The following is a 15,469-nucleotide window of genomic DNA, read 5'->3' as shown; positions in this document are numbered from 1 at the left end:
GGGATGCATTGCGGATACACGATTGTTCAGGGAGACGTTACATCCCGAAGAGGATGACGGAGAAGCTGGCGACGAACATGAGCATGGAGGTGAATGCTGCAAGATCACGAAGAAAATCGGTCATTGTGGCTCCCTTTCCTTTTATGTTTTTATTTTGTTCTCTTTTTGTTTCAATGTCAACAGCTTTCCACAGCCCCTCTGGACCGGCGCTTGTCGCCGCAATAAGGTCGCCCGATCACATGGAGGACACGAAATGAAGCCCTGGATTGCCGCCCTTCTGCTTTCGGCCGCGCTCCCCGCTATGGCAGCCGCCGAAGAGTTTCCTGCCGACCGGATCATCGCCATGGCGAGCGGCGACTGGAACAAGGACGGCACGCCGGATCTTGCCGTGGTGGCGACGCCTGGCGACGGCGGCGACGAGGACAACGGGGTCTATGTCTATCTCGCCAAGCCGGAAGAAAATCGCCTGACGCTGGCGCTTGCCGCACCGAATTCCGTCTGGGGCAATCTCACCATGTACGGGCAGGAGCCGGAACTGACGGCACTCGCCAACGGCTCCTTCACGATCACCACGAAGAACGACGCGGTAGGCCGCGACCGCTGGCGGCAGTCGCTGACCGTCGCCTATCGCAATTTCGACTTCATCGTCGCCGGCTATACCTATTCGTCCTACGACACACTCGATCCGAACGGCGGCAGCGAATGCGACCTCAACGTGCTGACCGGCAAGGGCAAGACGCATAGAGGCCCTGTCGCCGGCAAGGCGCAGTTCATGCTGCTCAAGGACTGGAAGGACGGGATCGCCCGCTCGATCTGCGGGCTGGACGAATGACCGGACGAGACGTGCGCGAGACTCAGGCGAGCTCGCGCACGAAGCCATCCTCGATGGTCACGCGGCGGTCCATGAGACCGGCAAGCTCGTGGTTGTGCGTGGCGATGAGCGAGGCAAGGCCGGACTGGCGGGCAAGCGCTTCCAGCGCCTCGAAGACGTAGCCGGCGGTTTCCGGATCGAGGTTGCCGGTCGGCTCGTCGGCAAGCAGCACCAGCGGCGCATTGGCGACGGCGCGGGCGATGGCGACACGCTGCTGCTCGCCGCCGGAAAGCTCCGAAGGACGATGATCGGCGCGGTGGCCGATGCGCATATAGTCGAGCAACTGGGCGGCGCGCTCGCGCGCCTCGCCCTTGGAGAGACCGCCGATCAGTTGCGGCATCATGATGTTCTCCAGCGCGGTGAATTCCGGCAGGAGATGGTGGAACTGGTAGACGAAGCCGATCTCGCTGCGGCGAATCGCGGTGCGCTGGTCGTCGGAAAGATCGGCGCAGGAATGGCCGTTGACGAGAACCTCGCCGCTATCGGGCTTCTCGAGCAGGCCCGCGACATGCAGCAACGTCGACTTGCCAGTGCCCGAAGGCGCGACGAGCGCGACGGTCTCGCCGCTTTTCAGGACGAAATCGGCTCCCTTCAGGATCGACAGCACGGTCTCGCCCTGGCCGTAATGCCGTTCGATGCCCTTCAGTTCCAAAGCGACGCGCGCAGCCATGCGTTCTTTCCTATTCGTACCGGAGGGCCTGGACGGGGTCGAGCTTGGAGGCGCGCCAGGCGGGGAAGATCGTCGCGAGGAACGACAGCGCCAGCGCCATGACGACGACCGAGACCGTCTCGCCGAAATTCATGTCGGCCGGAAGCTGGCTGAGGAAATAGAGTTCCGGGTTGAACAGCGTCGTGCCGGAAATCCACGAGAAGAACTGGCGGATCGATTCGACATTGAGGCAGACGAGGACGCCGAGCAGGACGCCGGCGAAGGTGCCGACCGTGCCGATGGCCGCGCCCGTCATGAAGAAAATGCGCATGATGGCGCCCGATGTCGCGCCCATGGTGCGCAGGATCGCGATATCGCTGCCCTTGTCCTTCACCAGCATGATGAGGCCGGAGATGATGTTGAGCGCGGCGACGAGCACGATGAGCGTCAGGATCATGAACATGACGTTGCGCTCGACCTGGAGGGCCGAGAAGAAGGTCTGGTTGCGCTGGCGCCAGTCGGTGATGAAGATCTGCCGCTCGGCCGCCGCCTCGATGGGCTGGCGGAGATCGTCCACGGCGTCCGGATGCGAGACGAACAGCTCTATCGACTGCACGACGCCCTCGGAGTTGAAGTAGAGCTGCGCTTCCTCCAGCGGCATGTAGATGATCGAGGCGTCGTATTCCGACATGCCGATCTCGAAGACGGCCGAGACCGTATAGGTCTTCACGCGCGGGTTCACGCCGAGCGGTGTCACATCGCCTTCCGGCGCGACGAGCGTGATCTGGCCGCCGGCGCTGAGGCCGAGGGATTCGGCCATGCGCGAGCCGATAGCGACGCCGCCAGTCGCGAAGCCGACGAGATCGCCTTCCTTGATATGGTCGGAGACGGCCTTCATCTTGGCGAGATCGTCGGCGCGGATGCCGCGCACCAGCGCGCCCGAACCGCCGCCGACCGTGCCCTGCGCCAGCGTCTGGCCCTCGACGAGCGGGATCGCCATGGTGACGCCCGGGACGGCTGAAAGGCGCTCGGCGAGCTTGGCGTAGTCGTTCAGCGGCGTATCGATCGGCTGGATGATCATATGGCCGTTGATGCCGAGGATGCGCGAGATCAGCTCGGTGCGGAAGCCGTTCATGACGGCCATGACGATGATGAGGGTCGCCACACCCAGCATGATGCCGATGAAGGAGAAGCCGGCGATGACCGAGATGAAGGCTTCCTTGCGCCGCGAGCGCAGGTAGCGCCAGGCGACCATCCGCTCGAAGGCGGAGAACGGGCGGCTTTTCTTGAAGGCCTGAGCCTCGGTTGCAGATGCACCGCTCGCTGCGTCAGCCATGTTTCCTCCCGTTACCGCCGGCTTCGCATCAGTTGCCGGACGTCAGGCGGTTGATGGCCGCCTCGATGGTCAGCGTCTCGCGTTCGCCGGTCTTGCGATCCTTGATCTCGACCTCGCCGCTGGCGACGCCGCGCGGGCCGGCGATGACCTGCACCGGCGCGCCGATGAGGTCGGCGGTGGCGAACTTGGCGCCTGCGCGCTCGTCCTTGTCGTCGTAGAGCACGTCGACGCCGGCGTTCAGCAGCGCGCCGTAGATCTTTTCGCAAGCCGCGTCGCAGGCTTCGTCGCCCGACTTCATGTTGATGACGATGGCTTCGAACGGTGCGACGGCCTTCGGCCAGATGATGCCGTTCTCGTCATGCGAGGCTTCGATGATCGCCGGAACAAGGCGCGTCGGGCCGATGCCGTAGGAACCCATATGCACGGTATGTTCCTTGCCGTCAGGGCCCTGCACCTTGGCGCCCATGGCTTCGGAATATTTCGTGCCGAAATAGAAGATGTGGCCGACCTCGATGCCGCGGGCCGACAGGCGCTCGCCCTCCGGGATCGCCTCGAAGGCCGGCGCGTCGTGCATTTCGGAGGTCGCAGCGTAGCGCGAGGTCCACTTGTCGAAGATGGCGCGCAGGCCCGCGACGTCGTCGAAGTTGGTGTCCACGCCGGGAATGTCGAAGTTCAGGAAGTCCTTGTGGCAGAAGACTTCCGACTCGCCGGTATCGGCGAGGATGATGAATTCGTGGCTGAGATCGCCACCGATCGGGCCGGTGTCGGCACGCATCGGAATAGCGCGCAGGCCCATGCGCGAGAAGGTGCGCAGATAGGCCGCGAACATGCGGTTATAGGCATGCACGGCGCCTTCGCGGTTGAGGTCGAAGGAATAGGCGTCCTTCATCAGGAACTCGCGCGAGCGCATGGTGCCGAAGCGCGGACGGATCTCATCGCGGAACTTGAGCTGGATATGGTAGAGGTTGAGCGGCAGGTCCTTGTAGGACTTCACGAACGAACGGAAGACGTCGGTAATCATCTCCTCGTTGGTCGGGCCGTAGAGCATCGGACGCTCCTGGCGGTCCTTGATGCGCAGCATTTCCTTGCCATAGGCGTCATAGCGGCCGCTTTCCTGCCAGAGTTCGGCGGACTGCAGCGTCGGCATCAAGAGCTCGACGGCGCCGGAGCGGTTCTGCTCCTCGCGGATGATGGCGTTCACCTTGTCGAGAACGCGCTTGCCGAGCGGCAGCCAGGTATAGATGCCCTGGGACTGCTGCTTGACCATGCCCGCACGCAGCATGAGCCGGTGGGAGACGATCTCGGCTTCCTTGGGGTTTTCCTTGAGGATGGTCAGGAAGAAGCGGGAAAGGCGCATATCGGTTTCCGGTGTGACTGATCCGCCCTATTTCGGGAATCGGGCAAAATGACGTTGATTTTCACGCGTTCATAAACGCTTCGCCGGAGGAAGGAAACCCGGCAGGCCGAGTGGGCGTCGTGGTGGGAAGCACTGTCCACCGCTCTTGGGCGGTTTCGCCGAGGATGGCGGAAAAACAGGGCCGCCAATAACGAAAATTGCGCAATGGTTGTCAATCGAAAAACTTTATTCCACTGTAGCAAAAATGCAAAAAAAGCGGATGACAACGCCCAAGCTTTGGGCTAGTTTCAGGCCACAAAACAGGCAGGAAGTACAAATTCCAGCCAATTTCGCGGTCAAGTCTTGGGAGGATCAGATCTTTGGCGCGCGCAGACGCTGCCACCGCACAACGGATAAAGATCACGCGATACCTGTAAAACAAGGCTCTACGCCTTGTTTTTTTTTGCCTTTCGATCAAAGCCCCTTCCATTTAGCAACTCTGGACAGCGTGTCCATGCGGCAAGGTCGCGCAGCCCGGCGGCGCGGCGGCATTACCCCGCGCATGGGAAGCCGGACCTGGCGAAGAGACCTGCCGAAAACGCCGCGTGGGCCTGCCCGATGAGGCGAGCGCCGACGAATGGGAAAGGAAGACTTTTCCAGTACAGTCCGAAGCCCCCGGAATGAATTACCCGGGGCGGCATGCCGTGGTTAACCTTTGCGGCATGCTACTTGAAGTTCGGCATGATCTGCGGGATGGCGTCGATGCCAAGGCCGAAACGCACCGACAGGATATACCAGGCGCCGTAGATAACGGCGGATACGATGGTCGTCAGCAGCACCACGCGGCCGCCGCGAAAGCGCGCCGGGGCACTCTCGACCGTGCCGGGCACAACCTCCTCGGCCTCCGCCTGCGTCTTCAGCCCCAGGGGAAGGATCGCAAAGAGCGTCATCCACCAGACGATGAAATAAACGGCGAAGTAGGAAAAGAGCTGCATGGACGGTCCTCGTGCGACAGGCGGCCTTTTACGCCGTCTGCCCTGGAAATTCAAATGGCGTAAGGGTGGCGTGCCGTCGCACCCTCGAATCCCAAGCTTGCGGACGGCCGCTCACCCCGCTGCCGCGAGCCGATATCCCGCAAGCTGCGGCTGAAATGTTGCAACCGCCTTCTCCCCGCTTGCGGGGAGAAGCTGCCGGCAGGCGGAGGGGCGGCTTAACCGCCCCGCATCACACCTTGGTCAGGAACACGGTGACGACCGGCTTCTTGCCCCAGATCTCGTTCGCCGTGGAGCGCACCGCGCGGCGCACGGCCTCACGCACCATCTCAAGGTCCTTGCGGCGGGCGCGCGGAATGCTTTCGACCGCACCGAGCACGGCGTCATAGAGCGTGTCGCCCATGTCCTCGCCCTCGTCGTCGAACTGCGGCAGGCCGAAAGGCTCGACCTCCGGGTCACCCTGGAAATCATAGCGGCTGTCGAGCAGGACACTGACGGCGACATGGCCGACGAAGGCGAGCTTGCGGCGGTCGCCGATGCCCATCTCCTCATAATCACCGATCAGGTTGCCGTCCTTGAAGATGCGGCCGAAGGGTGCGTGATCGACGACCTCGGGCGCGCCCGGAGCGAGCTTCAGCACATCGCCGTTGCGCACGCGCGGCACTTCGCCGATGCCGGACTGTTCGGCAAGCTGGGCATGGGCCGTCAGTTGCGCGGCCTCGCCGTGCACCGGCACGACCATCTTCGGACGCACCCAGCCGTACATCTGCTGCAATTCATGCCGGCGCGGATGGCCGGAGACATGCACGAGCGCCTCGGCGTCGGTGATGATGTTGATGCCCTGCTCGATCAGGCCGTTCTTGATATCGTTGATGGCCTTCTCGTTGCCGGGAATGGCGCGCGAGGAGAAGATGATCGTATCGCCATCGGTAAAGGCGACGTTGCGCATCTCGTCGCGGGCGATTTTCGCCAGCGCGGCGCGCGGCTCGCCCTGGCTGCCGGTGAGGATGACGACGACCTTGTCGCGCGGGATATAGCCGAACTCGTCCTCGGCGATGAAGGGCTTCAGACCTTCCATGAGGCCGATATCGCGCGCCACGTCCGTCACGCGCTTCATGGAGCTGCCGAGCAGCAGCACTTCGCGACCGGCGGCCTCGGCGGCCAGCGCGATGGAGCGAATGCGGCCGACATTCGAAGAAAAGGTGGTGATACCCACCCTGCCCTCGGCCGCCTCGATGATCTTCGTCAGGCTCTCGGAGACCTCATGCTCGGACGGCGAGATGCCGTCGCGCACCGCATTGGTGCTGTCGCAGATCAGCGCCAGAACGCCCTCGTCGCCGAGCTTGCGGAAGCGTGCCTCGTCGGTCAGCGGACCGAGCGAGGGATCGAGGTCGATCTTCCAGTCACCCGTATGGATGACCGTGCCGAGCGGCGTCGTGATCGCCAGCGACATCGGTTCGGGAATGGAGTGGTTGACGCCGATGGCCTCGATCTCGAAGGGGCCGACATTGATGCGGTCGCCCTGCTTGAAGATCGTCACCGGGATTTCGACGCGGCTGCGCTCGTAGTCGCGCTTGGCTTCCAGCATGCCGGCCGTAAACGGTGAAGCATAGACCGGCACGTTGAGGCCGGGCCAGAGGTCGTTCAGCGCGCCGTAATGGTCCTCGTGCGCATGGGTGATGATGATACCCTTGAGGTTCTTGCGCTGTTCCGCGAGGAAGCGGATATCGGGCAGCACCAGATCGACGCCCGGCAGGTCCGGTCCCGGGAAGGTGACGCCGCAATCGACCATGATCCACTGGCGGTTCGTCTTCGGGCCGTAGCCGTAGAGCGCCAGATTCATGCCGATTTCGCCGACGCCGCCAAGCGGCAGGAACACCAGTTCGTCTTCTTTTGCCATCGCCTTCAAAAATTCCTATCCAAAAAATACGTCGCCGGCCGCGATCAGTTGCGTGCCGCCATCATCCGTCTCCAGTTTCAGGAGACCTGTATCATCAATTCCGGCAAAGCGCCCGGAAATAGAACGGTCGGGCAGATTGACCGTGATGTTTTCCCCGATGCCGCCCGCCACCTCTTTCCAGCGCTCCATGATGGAGGCGATGCCGCGGCCGCGGTTCCATAGCGCCAGCGTTTCCGCCATCGACCGGAAGAGATGGGCGAAGAGTTCGTCCGGGGATGCGGAGACGCCGAAATCCCGCAAGGTCGCGACGGGATACAGGCCTGCACCCGGTGCGACCGAAACATTGATGCCGATACCGATCACCAGCGCGTGCCTGCCATCCGGCAGGGCCTCCCCCTCGATCAGGATGCCGCAGACCTTGCGGCGCTCGATGAGGATATCGTTCGGCCACTTGACCAGCACTTCGGGTGCACCGAGAGGCATGACGCGGCTGACGGCATCCTGCACGGCGACGGCAATCGCCAACGGCAGGGAGCCGAGCCGATCCATCGGCGCGGCGTCGATCAGCAACAGCGAGGAATAAAGGTTGCCCGGCTCGGAAAACCAGGCCCGGCCGCGCCGGCCGCGACCGCCGGTCTGCCGGTCGGCGGTGATCCAGAGACCGGAAAGCGCGCCCTTTCGGGCGCGCTCCAGGCATTCCGTATTGGTCGAGCCCACATCCGCGAGCGCCTCGTGCCGGAAATCGTCGAGCGATATCCGGCGAGGATTGTCAGACCCGCTCAAAAGAAGGTCCGCGCCGCAGCTTCGGCCGCATTGCCGATCGGGCCGCCGATCAGCACATAGCCGAGAACGAAGAGGCCGGAGAGCCCGAAGACCAGCTTCAGCTCGCCCGAGGTGCGGGCGAATTCCCCGGTCGGCTCGTCGAACCACATGACCTTGATGACGCGCAGATAGTAGTAGGCGCCGACGACCGAGGAGAGCACGCCGATGATGGCGAGCGCATAGAGCTGGGCTTCGATGGCCGCCATGAACACGAAGTACTTGGCGAAGAAGCCTGCCATCGGCGGGATGCCGGCCAGCGAGAACATCAGGATCGTCATGACGGTCGCCATGAACGGATTGGTCGAGGAGAGGCCCGCCAGATCGCTGATCTCCTCGACATTGCCGCCTTCCTTGCGGCGCATGGCGAGGATGATCGCGAAGGTGCCGAGCGTCATGACCATGTAGATCAGCATGTAGAGCGCGACGCCGCGCACACCGGCCATGGAGCCGGAGGCAAGGCCGACCAGCGCGTAGCCCATGTGGCCGATGGAGGAATAGGCCATCAGGCGCTTGATGTTGCGCTGGCCGATGGCGGCGAAGGAGCCGAGCAGCATCGAGGCGATCGAGATGAAGACCACGACCTGCTGCCAGTCGGCGACGACCGGCTGGAAAGCGTCGATGACGATGCGCACCAGCATGGCCATGGCGGCGACCTTCGGAGCGGCGGCGAAGAAGGCCGTGACCGGGGTCGGCGCGCCCTCATAGACGTCGGGCGTCCACATGTGGAACGGCACGGCCGAGATCTTGAAGGCAAGGCCGGCGAGGATGAACACGAGACCGAAGACGAGGCCGAGCGAGCGGCCCTCGGCGGTAAGTGCCGCGGCGATATCCTGGAAGCCGATATGGCCGGTGAAGCCATAGACCAGCGACATGCCATAGAGCAGCATGCCCGAGGAGAGCGCGCCGAGCACGAAGTACTTCAGGCCGGCTTCCGTCGAACGCAGGCTCTCGCGGTTGATCGCAGCCACCACGTAGAGGGCGAGCGACTGGAGTTCCAGCGCGAGATAGAGCGACAGCAGGCTGTTGGCCGAGATCATCAGCAGCATGCCGAGCGTCGAGAGCACGATCAGGACCGGGAACTCGAAACGGTCGAGCTGGTCGGAGCGGGCGTGGCCGACGGTCATCACCATTGCGGTGATGGAGCCGATCAGCGCCAGCACCTTCATGAACTTGGCGAAGGCATCGGAGACGAAGGCGCCGCCATAGGCCTGGCCCTCGCCCGTGGCAAGCACGAGCCAGAGACCGGCGATGATGAACAGGGCGACGGCAAGGCCGGTGACGGTGGTGCCCGAGCGCTCGCCCGAGAACACACCGATCATCAGCAGGACCAGGGCGCCGACGGCGAGAATGATCTCGGGCGTCGAGAGCTGAAGGCTGGCAAGGAGAGTATCAGCAGTCATGTTTGGTCCCGTCCTCAGTTCGCCGAGAGCGCAACGGATTGCGCCGCTTGCAGAGCCGCGGAGTATTGATTGAGAAGCGCGTCGACCGAAGCCGCCGTCACATCGAAGACCGGCGCCGGATAGACACCGAAGAAGATCGTCAGGATCACCAGCGGGTAGAGCAGCGCCTTTTCACGGCCCGACAGGTCGAGCAGCGACTTCAGGCTTTCCTTCTCGAGCGCACCGAAGATCACGCGGCGGTAGAGCCACAGCGCGTAGGAGGCGGAGAGGATGACGCCCGTCGTGGCGAAGAGCGCAACCCAGGTGTTGGCGCGGAAGGCACCGAGCAGGGTCATGATTTCGCCGACGAAGCCGGATGTGCCGGGCAGGCCGACATTCGCCATGGTGAAGATCATGAAGGCGACGGCGTATTTCGGCATGTTGTTGACGAGGCCGCCATAGGCGGAGATCTCGCGGGTGTGCAGCCGGTCGTAGACGACGCCGACGCAAAGGAAGAGCGCGCCGGAGACGATGCCGTGCGAGAGCATCTGGAAGATGGCGCCCTGGAGACCCTGCGCGTTCGCCGCGAAGATGCCCATGGTGACATAGCCCATGTGGGCGACCGACGAATAGGCGATCAGCTTCTTGATGTCGTCCTGCATCATCGCGACCAGTGAGGTGTAGATGATGGCGATGACCGACAGCGCGAAGACGAAGGGCGCGAAATAGTCGGAGGCGAGCGGGAACATGGCCAGCGAGAAGCGGATGAAACCGTAACCGCCGAGCTTCAGGAGAACGCCGGCCAGGATGACCGAGCCTGCCGTCGGCGCCTGAACGTGCGCGTCGGGAAGCCAGGTATGGACCGGCCACATCGGCATCTTCACCGCGAAGGAGGCGAAGAAGGCGAGCCACAGCCAGGTCTGCATATGGGCCGGGAAATTGTAAGCGAGCAGTTCCGTGATGTCGGTCGTGCCGGCCTGCCAGTACATCGCCATGATGGCGAGCAGCATCAGGACCGAGCCGAGCAGCGTATAGAGGAAGAACTTGTAGGATGCGTAGACGCGATCCTTGCCGCCCCACACGCCGATGATGATGAACATCGGAATGAGGCCCGCTTCGAAGAAGACGTAGAAGAGGACGATGTCGAGCGAGACGAACACGCCGACCATGAACACTTCCAGAAGCAGGAAGGCGATCATGTATTCCTTCAGGCGCTTCTCGATGGTGTTCCAGCTTGCGAGCACGCAGAACGGCATCAGGAAGGTCGAAAGGATGACGAACAGCATGGAGATGCCGTCGACGCCGAGGTGGTAGGAAATGCCGGTGCCGAGCCATTCATGCTTCTCGACCATCTGGAAACCGGGGTTCGAATAGTCGAAGCCAACCCAGATGAAGAGCGAGAGCACGAAGGTGAAGACCGTCGTCAGCAGCGCCACGTTCAGGATGTTGCGGCGGCCGTACGGGCTGTCCTCGCGGGTCAGCAGCAGGAGCGCCACACCGACGAGCGGGAGGAAGGTGACCGCTGAAAGAATGGGCCAATCGGTCATCAGAGGGAACTCCCGAGCATCATCCAGGTGACGAGTGCTGCAATACCGAGCAGCATCGCGAATGCGTAGTGATAGAGGTAGCCGGTCTGCAGGCGGACGACGCGGTTGGTGACGTCGACGACGCGGGCGGCGATGCCGTTCGGGCCGAGACCGTCGATGACGACGCCGTCACCCTTCTTCCAGAGGAACTTGCCGAGCGCCTTCGCCGAACGGACGAAGAGGAAATCGTAGAGTTCGTCGAAGTACCACTTGTTGAGCAGGAACTGGTAAAGACCGCGGTGCTGCTCTGCGAGGGCCTTCGGCGTTTCCGGCGACCGGATATACATGTACCAGGCGGTGACGAAGCCGATGGCCATGGCGGCGAACGGGCTCCACTTCACCCAGAGCGGGACGTTGTGGAACTCGTGCACGAGGTGGTTTTCGGCACCCGTGAAGAGTGCGCCCTGCCAGAATTCCTCGTAGTGATGGCCGTAGAAATATTCCACGAAGATCACGCCGGCTGCGACCGCGCCTGCGGCGAGCAGGTAGAGCGGGATCAGCATCACGGCCGGGGATTCATGGACATGGTGCATGACATCAGCGGAAGCGCGCGGCTTGCCGAAGAAGGTCATGAACGCCAGGCGCCAGGAATAGAAGCTCGTGAAGAGCGCGGCGATGACCAGCATGACGAAGGCGAAACCGGCGATCGGGCTGTGCGAGGCGAAGGTCGATTCGATGATCGCGTCCTTCGAGAAGAAGCCGGCGAAGCCGATGATCGTGCCCGGGATGCCGACGCCCGTCAGTGCCAGCGTGCCGATCGTCATCATCCAGAACGTGACCGGGATGTGCTTGCGAAGGCCACCCATGTAACGCATGTCCTGCTCGCCATCGACGGCGTGGATGACGGAACCCGCACCAAGGAACAGCAGAGCCTTGAAGAAGGCGTGCGTGAAGAGATGGAAGATCGCCGCGCCATAGGCGCCGATGCCGAGCGCCACGAACATGTAGCCGAGCTGCGAGCAGGTCGAATAGGCGATGACGCGCTTGATGTCGTTCTGCACGAGGCCGACCGTCGCCGCGAAGAAGGCGGTGATGGCGCCGACGAGCGTCACGACCATCAGGGCGTTGTGCGACAGTTCGAAGACCGGCGACATGCGGGCGACGAGGAAGACGCCGGCGGTGACCATGGTCGCGGCATGGATGAGGGCCGAGACCGGGGTCGGGCCTTCCATGGCGTCCGGCAGCCAGGTGTGCAGCAGGAACTGCGCCGACTTGCCCATCGCGCCCATGAAGAGCAGCAGGCAGGTGGCCGTCAGCGCCTGCGACTTGTCGAGGCTCATGCCGAAGAGGTTGATGACCGGCTCTGCGGCGTCAGCAGCGCCTTCGGCCGGCAGGTAGGTCGCGGCGGTCGCAAAGATCGTCTCGAAGTTGATCGAGCCGAAGAGCACGAAGACCGAGAAGATGCCGAGCGCGAAGCCGAAGTCGCCGACGCGGTTGACGATGAAGGCCTTCATGGCGGCGGCGCTGGCCGAGGGCTTCTTGTACCAGAAGCCGATCAGCAGGTACGAGGCCAGACCCACGCCTTCCCAGCCGAAGAACATCTGGAGAAGGTTGTCGGACGTCACCAGCATGAGCATAGCGAAGGTGAAGAGCGACAGATACGCGAAGAAGCGCGGGCGATGCGGATCGTGGTGCATGTAGCCGATGGAATAGACATGCACGAGCGTCGAGACCGAGTTCACGACGACGAGCATGACCGCCGTCAGCGTATCGACGCGGAACGCCCATTCGACATCGAAGCTGCCGGACTGGATCCAGGTGAGCACGCTGACCTTGATCATCTCCGTCTCGCCCATGGCGACGTTGAAGAAGACGATCCACGACAGCGCGGCCGCGATGATCATGAAGCCGGACGTGACATATTCCGACGCCTTGGCGCCGATGGCGTTGCCACCGAGGCCGGCGATCAGGAAGCCGATCAGCGGGAGGAAGACGATTGCCTTGATGATGGTATCCATGACCCGATCAGCCCTTCATCATATTGACGTCTTCGACGGCGATCGAACCGCGGTTACGGTAGAAGACGACGAGAATTGCAAGACCGATGGCCGCTTCCGCAGCCGCGACGGTCAGAATGAACAGCGCGAAGACCTGGCCGACGATATCGTTCAGGAAGTGCGAGAACGCGACCATGTTGATGTTGACCGAAAGCAGGATGAGCTCGATCGACATCAGGATGACGATGACGTTCTTCCGGTTCAGGAAGATGCCGAAGACGCCGAGGACGAACAGGATGGCGCTGACGGTGAGATAGTGGGAAATACCGATTTCCATGATGCTTTTCCTTGTCCGCGCGGCCTCAGATACCCTGCCCGGGCTTCACCTTGACCACCTCGACGGCGGTCTCCGGCGTGCGGGCGACCTGCTGGGAGATGTTCTGGCGCTTGATATGTGGCTTGTGACGCAGCGTCAGCACGATCGCGCCGATCATGGCGACGAGCAGCACGAGGCCGGCGATCTGGAAGAAGTAGACGTAGTTCGTATAGAGCACGTCGCCGAGGGCGGCGGTGTTCTGGCGCTCGGCGACCGGCGGGATCGGCATCGAGGCATTGGCGGCGATCTCGGGAGAGAGCGTCGAGCCGCCGACCACGACGACCAGTTCGATCGCCAGGATGATGCCGATCAGCGCGCCGACAGGAGCATATTCCAGCGCGCCCGCGCGCAGCTCGGCAAAGTCGATGTCCAGCATCATGACGACGAAGAGGAAGAGAACCGCGACGGCGCCGACATAGACGACCAGCAGGATCATCGCCAGGAACTCGGCGCCCGTCAGGAGGAACAAGCCCGCCGAATTGAAAAAGGTGAGGATCAGGAACAGCACGGAATAGACCGGGTTCCTGGACGCGATCACCATGAAGGCGGACGCCACCGCCACGAAGGCGAACAGATAGAAGAATAGAGCCTGCAGACCCATTTTGGTGCCTTTTCGTCTTCCCCGGAAGAGGTCCCCCTCCCCCGTCGAAGCCTGACGACCTTTCGTCAGGCACTTGCTTTCATTTTGCCCGTCCGCCGATCAGCGGTAAGGCGAATCCATAGCGATGTTGCGGGCGATTTCCCGCTCCCAGCGATCGCCGTTATCGAGGAGCTTCTGCTTGTCGTAGTAGAGCTCTTCGCGCGTCTCGGTCGAGAATTCGAAATTCGGACCTTCGACGATGGCGTCGACCGGGCAGGCTTCCTGGCAGAAGCCGCAATAGATGCACTTCACCATGTCTATGTCGTAGCGCACCGTGCGGCGCGTGCCGTCGTTGCGGCGCGGGCCGGCTTCGATGGTGATGGCCTGGGCCGGACAGATGGCTTCGCACAGCTTGCAGGCGATGCAGCGTTCCTCGCCGTTCGGGTAGCGGCGCAGCGCGTGCTCGCCGCGGAAGCGCGGGGAGACCGGGCCCTTTTCGAAGGGATAGTTCACCGTCGCCTTCGGGCGGAAGAAGTAGCGCATCGACAGGAAGAACGCGCCGACGAATTCCTTGAGGAACAGCGAATTTACGGCTTGCGAAAGACTAGCCATGCTTAAGCTCCAATGCTGCTGAGGTTCCGGGCGGTCATGCGGACCAGCCCGTGAGCTTCAGCACGAATGCAACGATGACGACCATGGCGAGCGAGATCGGAAGGAAGACCTTCCAGCCGAGACGCATGAGCTGGTCGTAGCGGTAGCGCGGCACGAAGGCCTTCACCATCGCGAACATGAAGAAGACGAAGGATGCCTTCAGGACGAACCAGATGATGCCGGGAACCCAGTTGAGGAACCAGACGTCGACCGGAGGCAGCCAGCCGCCGAGGAAGAGGATCGTCATCAGCGCGCACATCAGGCAGATGGCGGCATATTCGCCGAGCATGAACATCATGTACGGGGTCGAGCCGTATTCCACCATGAAGCCGGCGACGAGTTCGGATTCGGCTTCCGGAAGATCGAAGGGCGGACGGTTCGTCTCGGCGAGCGACGAGATGAAGAAGATGATGAACATCGGGAACAGCGACAGCCAGTGCCAGTCGAGGAACGAAGCCGGCAGGCCGAGGCGCGTGCCGAGACCGTCGCTCTGCGACATCACGATATCCGTCAGGTTCAGCGAGCCGACGCAGAGCAGCACGGTGACGATGACGAAGCCGATGGACACTTCATAGGACACCATCTGCGCGGCCGAACGCAGCGCGCCGAGGAACGGGTACTTCGAGTTCGAAGCCCAGCCGCCCATGATGATGCCGTACACTTCGAGCGAGGAGATCGCGAAGATGTAGAGGATGCCGACATTGATGTTGGCGATCACCCAGCCGTTGTTGAGCGGCACGACCGCCCAGGTGGCGAGCGCCAGCGTCACGGAGACCAGCGGGGCGAGCAGGAAGATCACCTTGTTGGCCGTCGCCGGGATCACCGGCTCCTTGAAGACGAACTTCAGAAGGTCGGCGAAGGACTGGAACAGACCCCACGGGCCGACGACGTTCGGGCCGCGGCGAAGCTGCACGGCCGCCCAGATCTTGCGGTCGGCAAGGAGGATGTAGGCGATGAAGACCAGCAGGGCGACCAAGAGCAGCAGCGACTGCGCCACCATGATCACGCCGGGCCAGACATAGGTCGAAATGAAAGCGTCCATAACGTCTTATTC

Annotated in this window: 15 protein-coding genes; 2 read left to right on the top strand and 13 right to left on the bottom strand. The window is 62.6% G+C overall.

The features are described from left to right. The first annotated feature begins 253 nt into the window (after positions 1 to 253). The gene (locus MOE34_RS06805) at positions 254 to 832 is read left to right on the top strand and encodes an FG-GAP repeat protein (RefSeq protein ID WP_242222255.1); all 579 of its coding nucleotides are present in this window, start codon (positions 254 to 256) and stop codon (positions 830 to 832) included. 22 nt (positions 833 to 854) lie between these two features. Here MOE34_RS06805 and MOE34_RS06800 read toward each other — a convergent pair whose 3' ends face one another. From MOE34_RS06800 to proS, 3 genes are read right to left on the bottom strand one after another with little or no spacing between them, the layout of a single operon-like run. Beyond that, positions 855 to 1,541, bottom strand: a complete 687-nt coding sequence (locus tag MOE34_RS06800; protein ID WP_242222253.1) for an ABC transporter ATP-binding protein — start codon at positions 1,539 to 1,541, stop codon at positions 855 to 857. A gap of 10 nt (positions 1,542 to 1,551) precedes the next feature. Beyond that, on the bottom strand, positions 1,552 to 2,856 hold the full coding sequence (locus MOE34_RS06795) for a lipoprotein-releasing ABC transporter permease subunit (protein WP_242222250.1): 1,305 nt from the start codon (positions 2,854 to 2,856) through the stop codon (positions 1,552 to 1,554). Positions 2,857 to 2,884: 28 nt separating this feature from the next. Next, positions 2,885 to 4,213, bottom strand: coding sequence for a proline--tRNA ligase (gene proS / locus MOE34_RS06790; protein WP_242222248.1), 1,329 nt, complete (start codon positions 4,211 to 4,213; stop codon positions 2,885 to 2,887). Between the two features lie 145 nt (positions 4,214 to 4,358). Between proS and MOE34_RS06785 the strand changes: the two genes are divergently transcribed. Next, entirely contained in the window at positions 4,359 to 4,814 is a 456-nt protein-coding gene (locus MOE34_RS06785) for a hypothetical protein (RefSeq protein WP_242222246.1), read from the top strand. 103 nt (positions 4,815 to 4,917) lie between these two features. Here the strand turns inward: MOE34_RS06785 and MOE34_RS06780 are convergent, their stop codons facing one another. The 10 genes from MOE34_RS06780 to nuoH all read right to left on the bottom strand — a co-directional run bounded on the left by MOE34_RS06780 (position 4,918) and on the right by nuoH (position 15,457). Further along, positions 4,918 to 5,187, bottom strand: coding sequence for a DUF1467 family protein (locus MOE34_RS06780; RefSeq protein ID WP_242222244.1), 270 nt, complete (start codon positions 5,185 to 5,187; stop codon positions 4,918 to 4,920). 229 nt (positions 5,188 to 5,416) lie between these two features. After that, positions 5,417 to 7,084, bottom strand: coding sequence for a ribonuclease J (locus MOE34_RS06775; RefSeq protein WP_242222242.1), 1,668 nt, complete (start codon positions 7,082 to 7,084; stop codon positions 5,417 to 5,419). Positions 7,085 to 7,099: 15 nt separating this feature from the next. Continuing rightward, on the bottom strand, positions 7,100 to 7,867 hold the full coding sequence (locus tag MOE34_RS06770; protein WP_242222239.1) for a biotin--[acetyl-CoA-carboxylase] ligase: 768 nt from the start codon (positions 7,865 to 7,867) through the stop codon (positions 7,100 to 7,102). Further along, positions 7,864 to 9,306 carry an NADH-quinone oxidoreductase subunit NuoN gene (gene nuoN / locus MOE34_RS06765; protein ID WP_242222237.1) on the bottom strand — a complete coding sequence of 481 codons (1,443 nt, stop codon included), beginning with the start codon at positions 9,304 to 9,306 and terminating at the stop codon, positions 7,864 to 7,866. Before nuoN ends, MOE34_RS06770 begins: the two co-directional genes overlap by 4 nt. A 14-nt stretch (positions 9,307 to 9,320) precedes the next feature. Next, positions 9,321 to 10,832, bottom strand: coding sequence for an NADH-quinone oxidoreductase subunit M (locus MOE34_RS06760; RefSeq protein ID WP_242222235.1), 1,512 nt, complete (start codon positions 10,830 to 10,832; stop codon positions 9,321 to 9,323). Further along, the gene (gene nuoL, locus MOE34_RS06755; RefSeq protein WP_242222234.1) at positions 10,832 to 12,829 is read right to left on the bottom strand and encodes an NADH-quinone oxidoreductase subunit L; all 1,998 of its coding nucleotides are present in this window, start codon (positions 12,827 to 12,829) and stop codon (positions 10,832 to 10,834) included. Before nuoL ends, MOE34_RS06760 begins: the two co-directional genes overlap by 1 nt. 7 nt (positions 12,830 to 12,836) lie before the next feature. After that, positions 12,837 to 13,145, bottom strand: coding sequence for an NADH-quinone oxidoreductase subunit NuoK (nuoK, locus tag MOE34_RS06750; RefSeq protein WP_160784755.1), 309 nt, complete (start codon positions 13,143 to 13,145; stop codon positions 12,837 to 12,839). A gap of 25 nt (positions 13,146 to 13,170) precedes the next feature. Further along, on the bottom strand, positions 13,171 to 13,785 hold the full coding sequence (locus MOE34_RS06745) for an NADH-quinone oxidoreductase subunit J (protein ID WP_242222231.1): 615 nt from the start codon (positions 13,783 to 13,785) through the stop codon (positions 13,171 to 13,173). Between the two features lie 99 nt (positions 13,786 to 13,884). Next, the gene (gene nuoI / locus MOE34_RS06740) at positions 13,885 to 14,376 is read right to left on the bottom strand and encodes an NADH-quinone oxidoreductase subunit NuoI (protein ID WP_242222229.1); all 492 of its coding nucleotides are present in this window, start codon (positions 14,374 to 14,376) and stop codon (positions 13,885 to 13,887) included. Positions 14,377 to 14,410: 34 nt separating this feature from the next. Beyond that, positions 14,411 to 15,457 (bottom strand): NADH-quinone oxidoreductase subunit NuoH, encoded by a 1,047-nt coding sequence (nuoH, locus tag MOE34_RS06735; protein ID WP_242222228.1) that lies wholly within the window; start codon positions 15,455 to 15,457, stop codon positions 14,411 to 14,413. Between the last annotated feature and the right edge of the window lie 12 nt (positions 15,458 to 15,469).

The organism is Shinella zoogloeoides (genome assembly GCF_022682305.1).
Classification (GTDB): domain Bacteria; phylum Pseudomonadota; class Alphaproteobacteria; order Rhizobiales; family Rhizobiaceae; genus Shinella; species Shinella zoogloeoides_B.
This window is presented reverse-complemented; position numbering and strand designations above follow the sequence as displayed.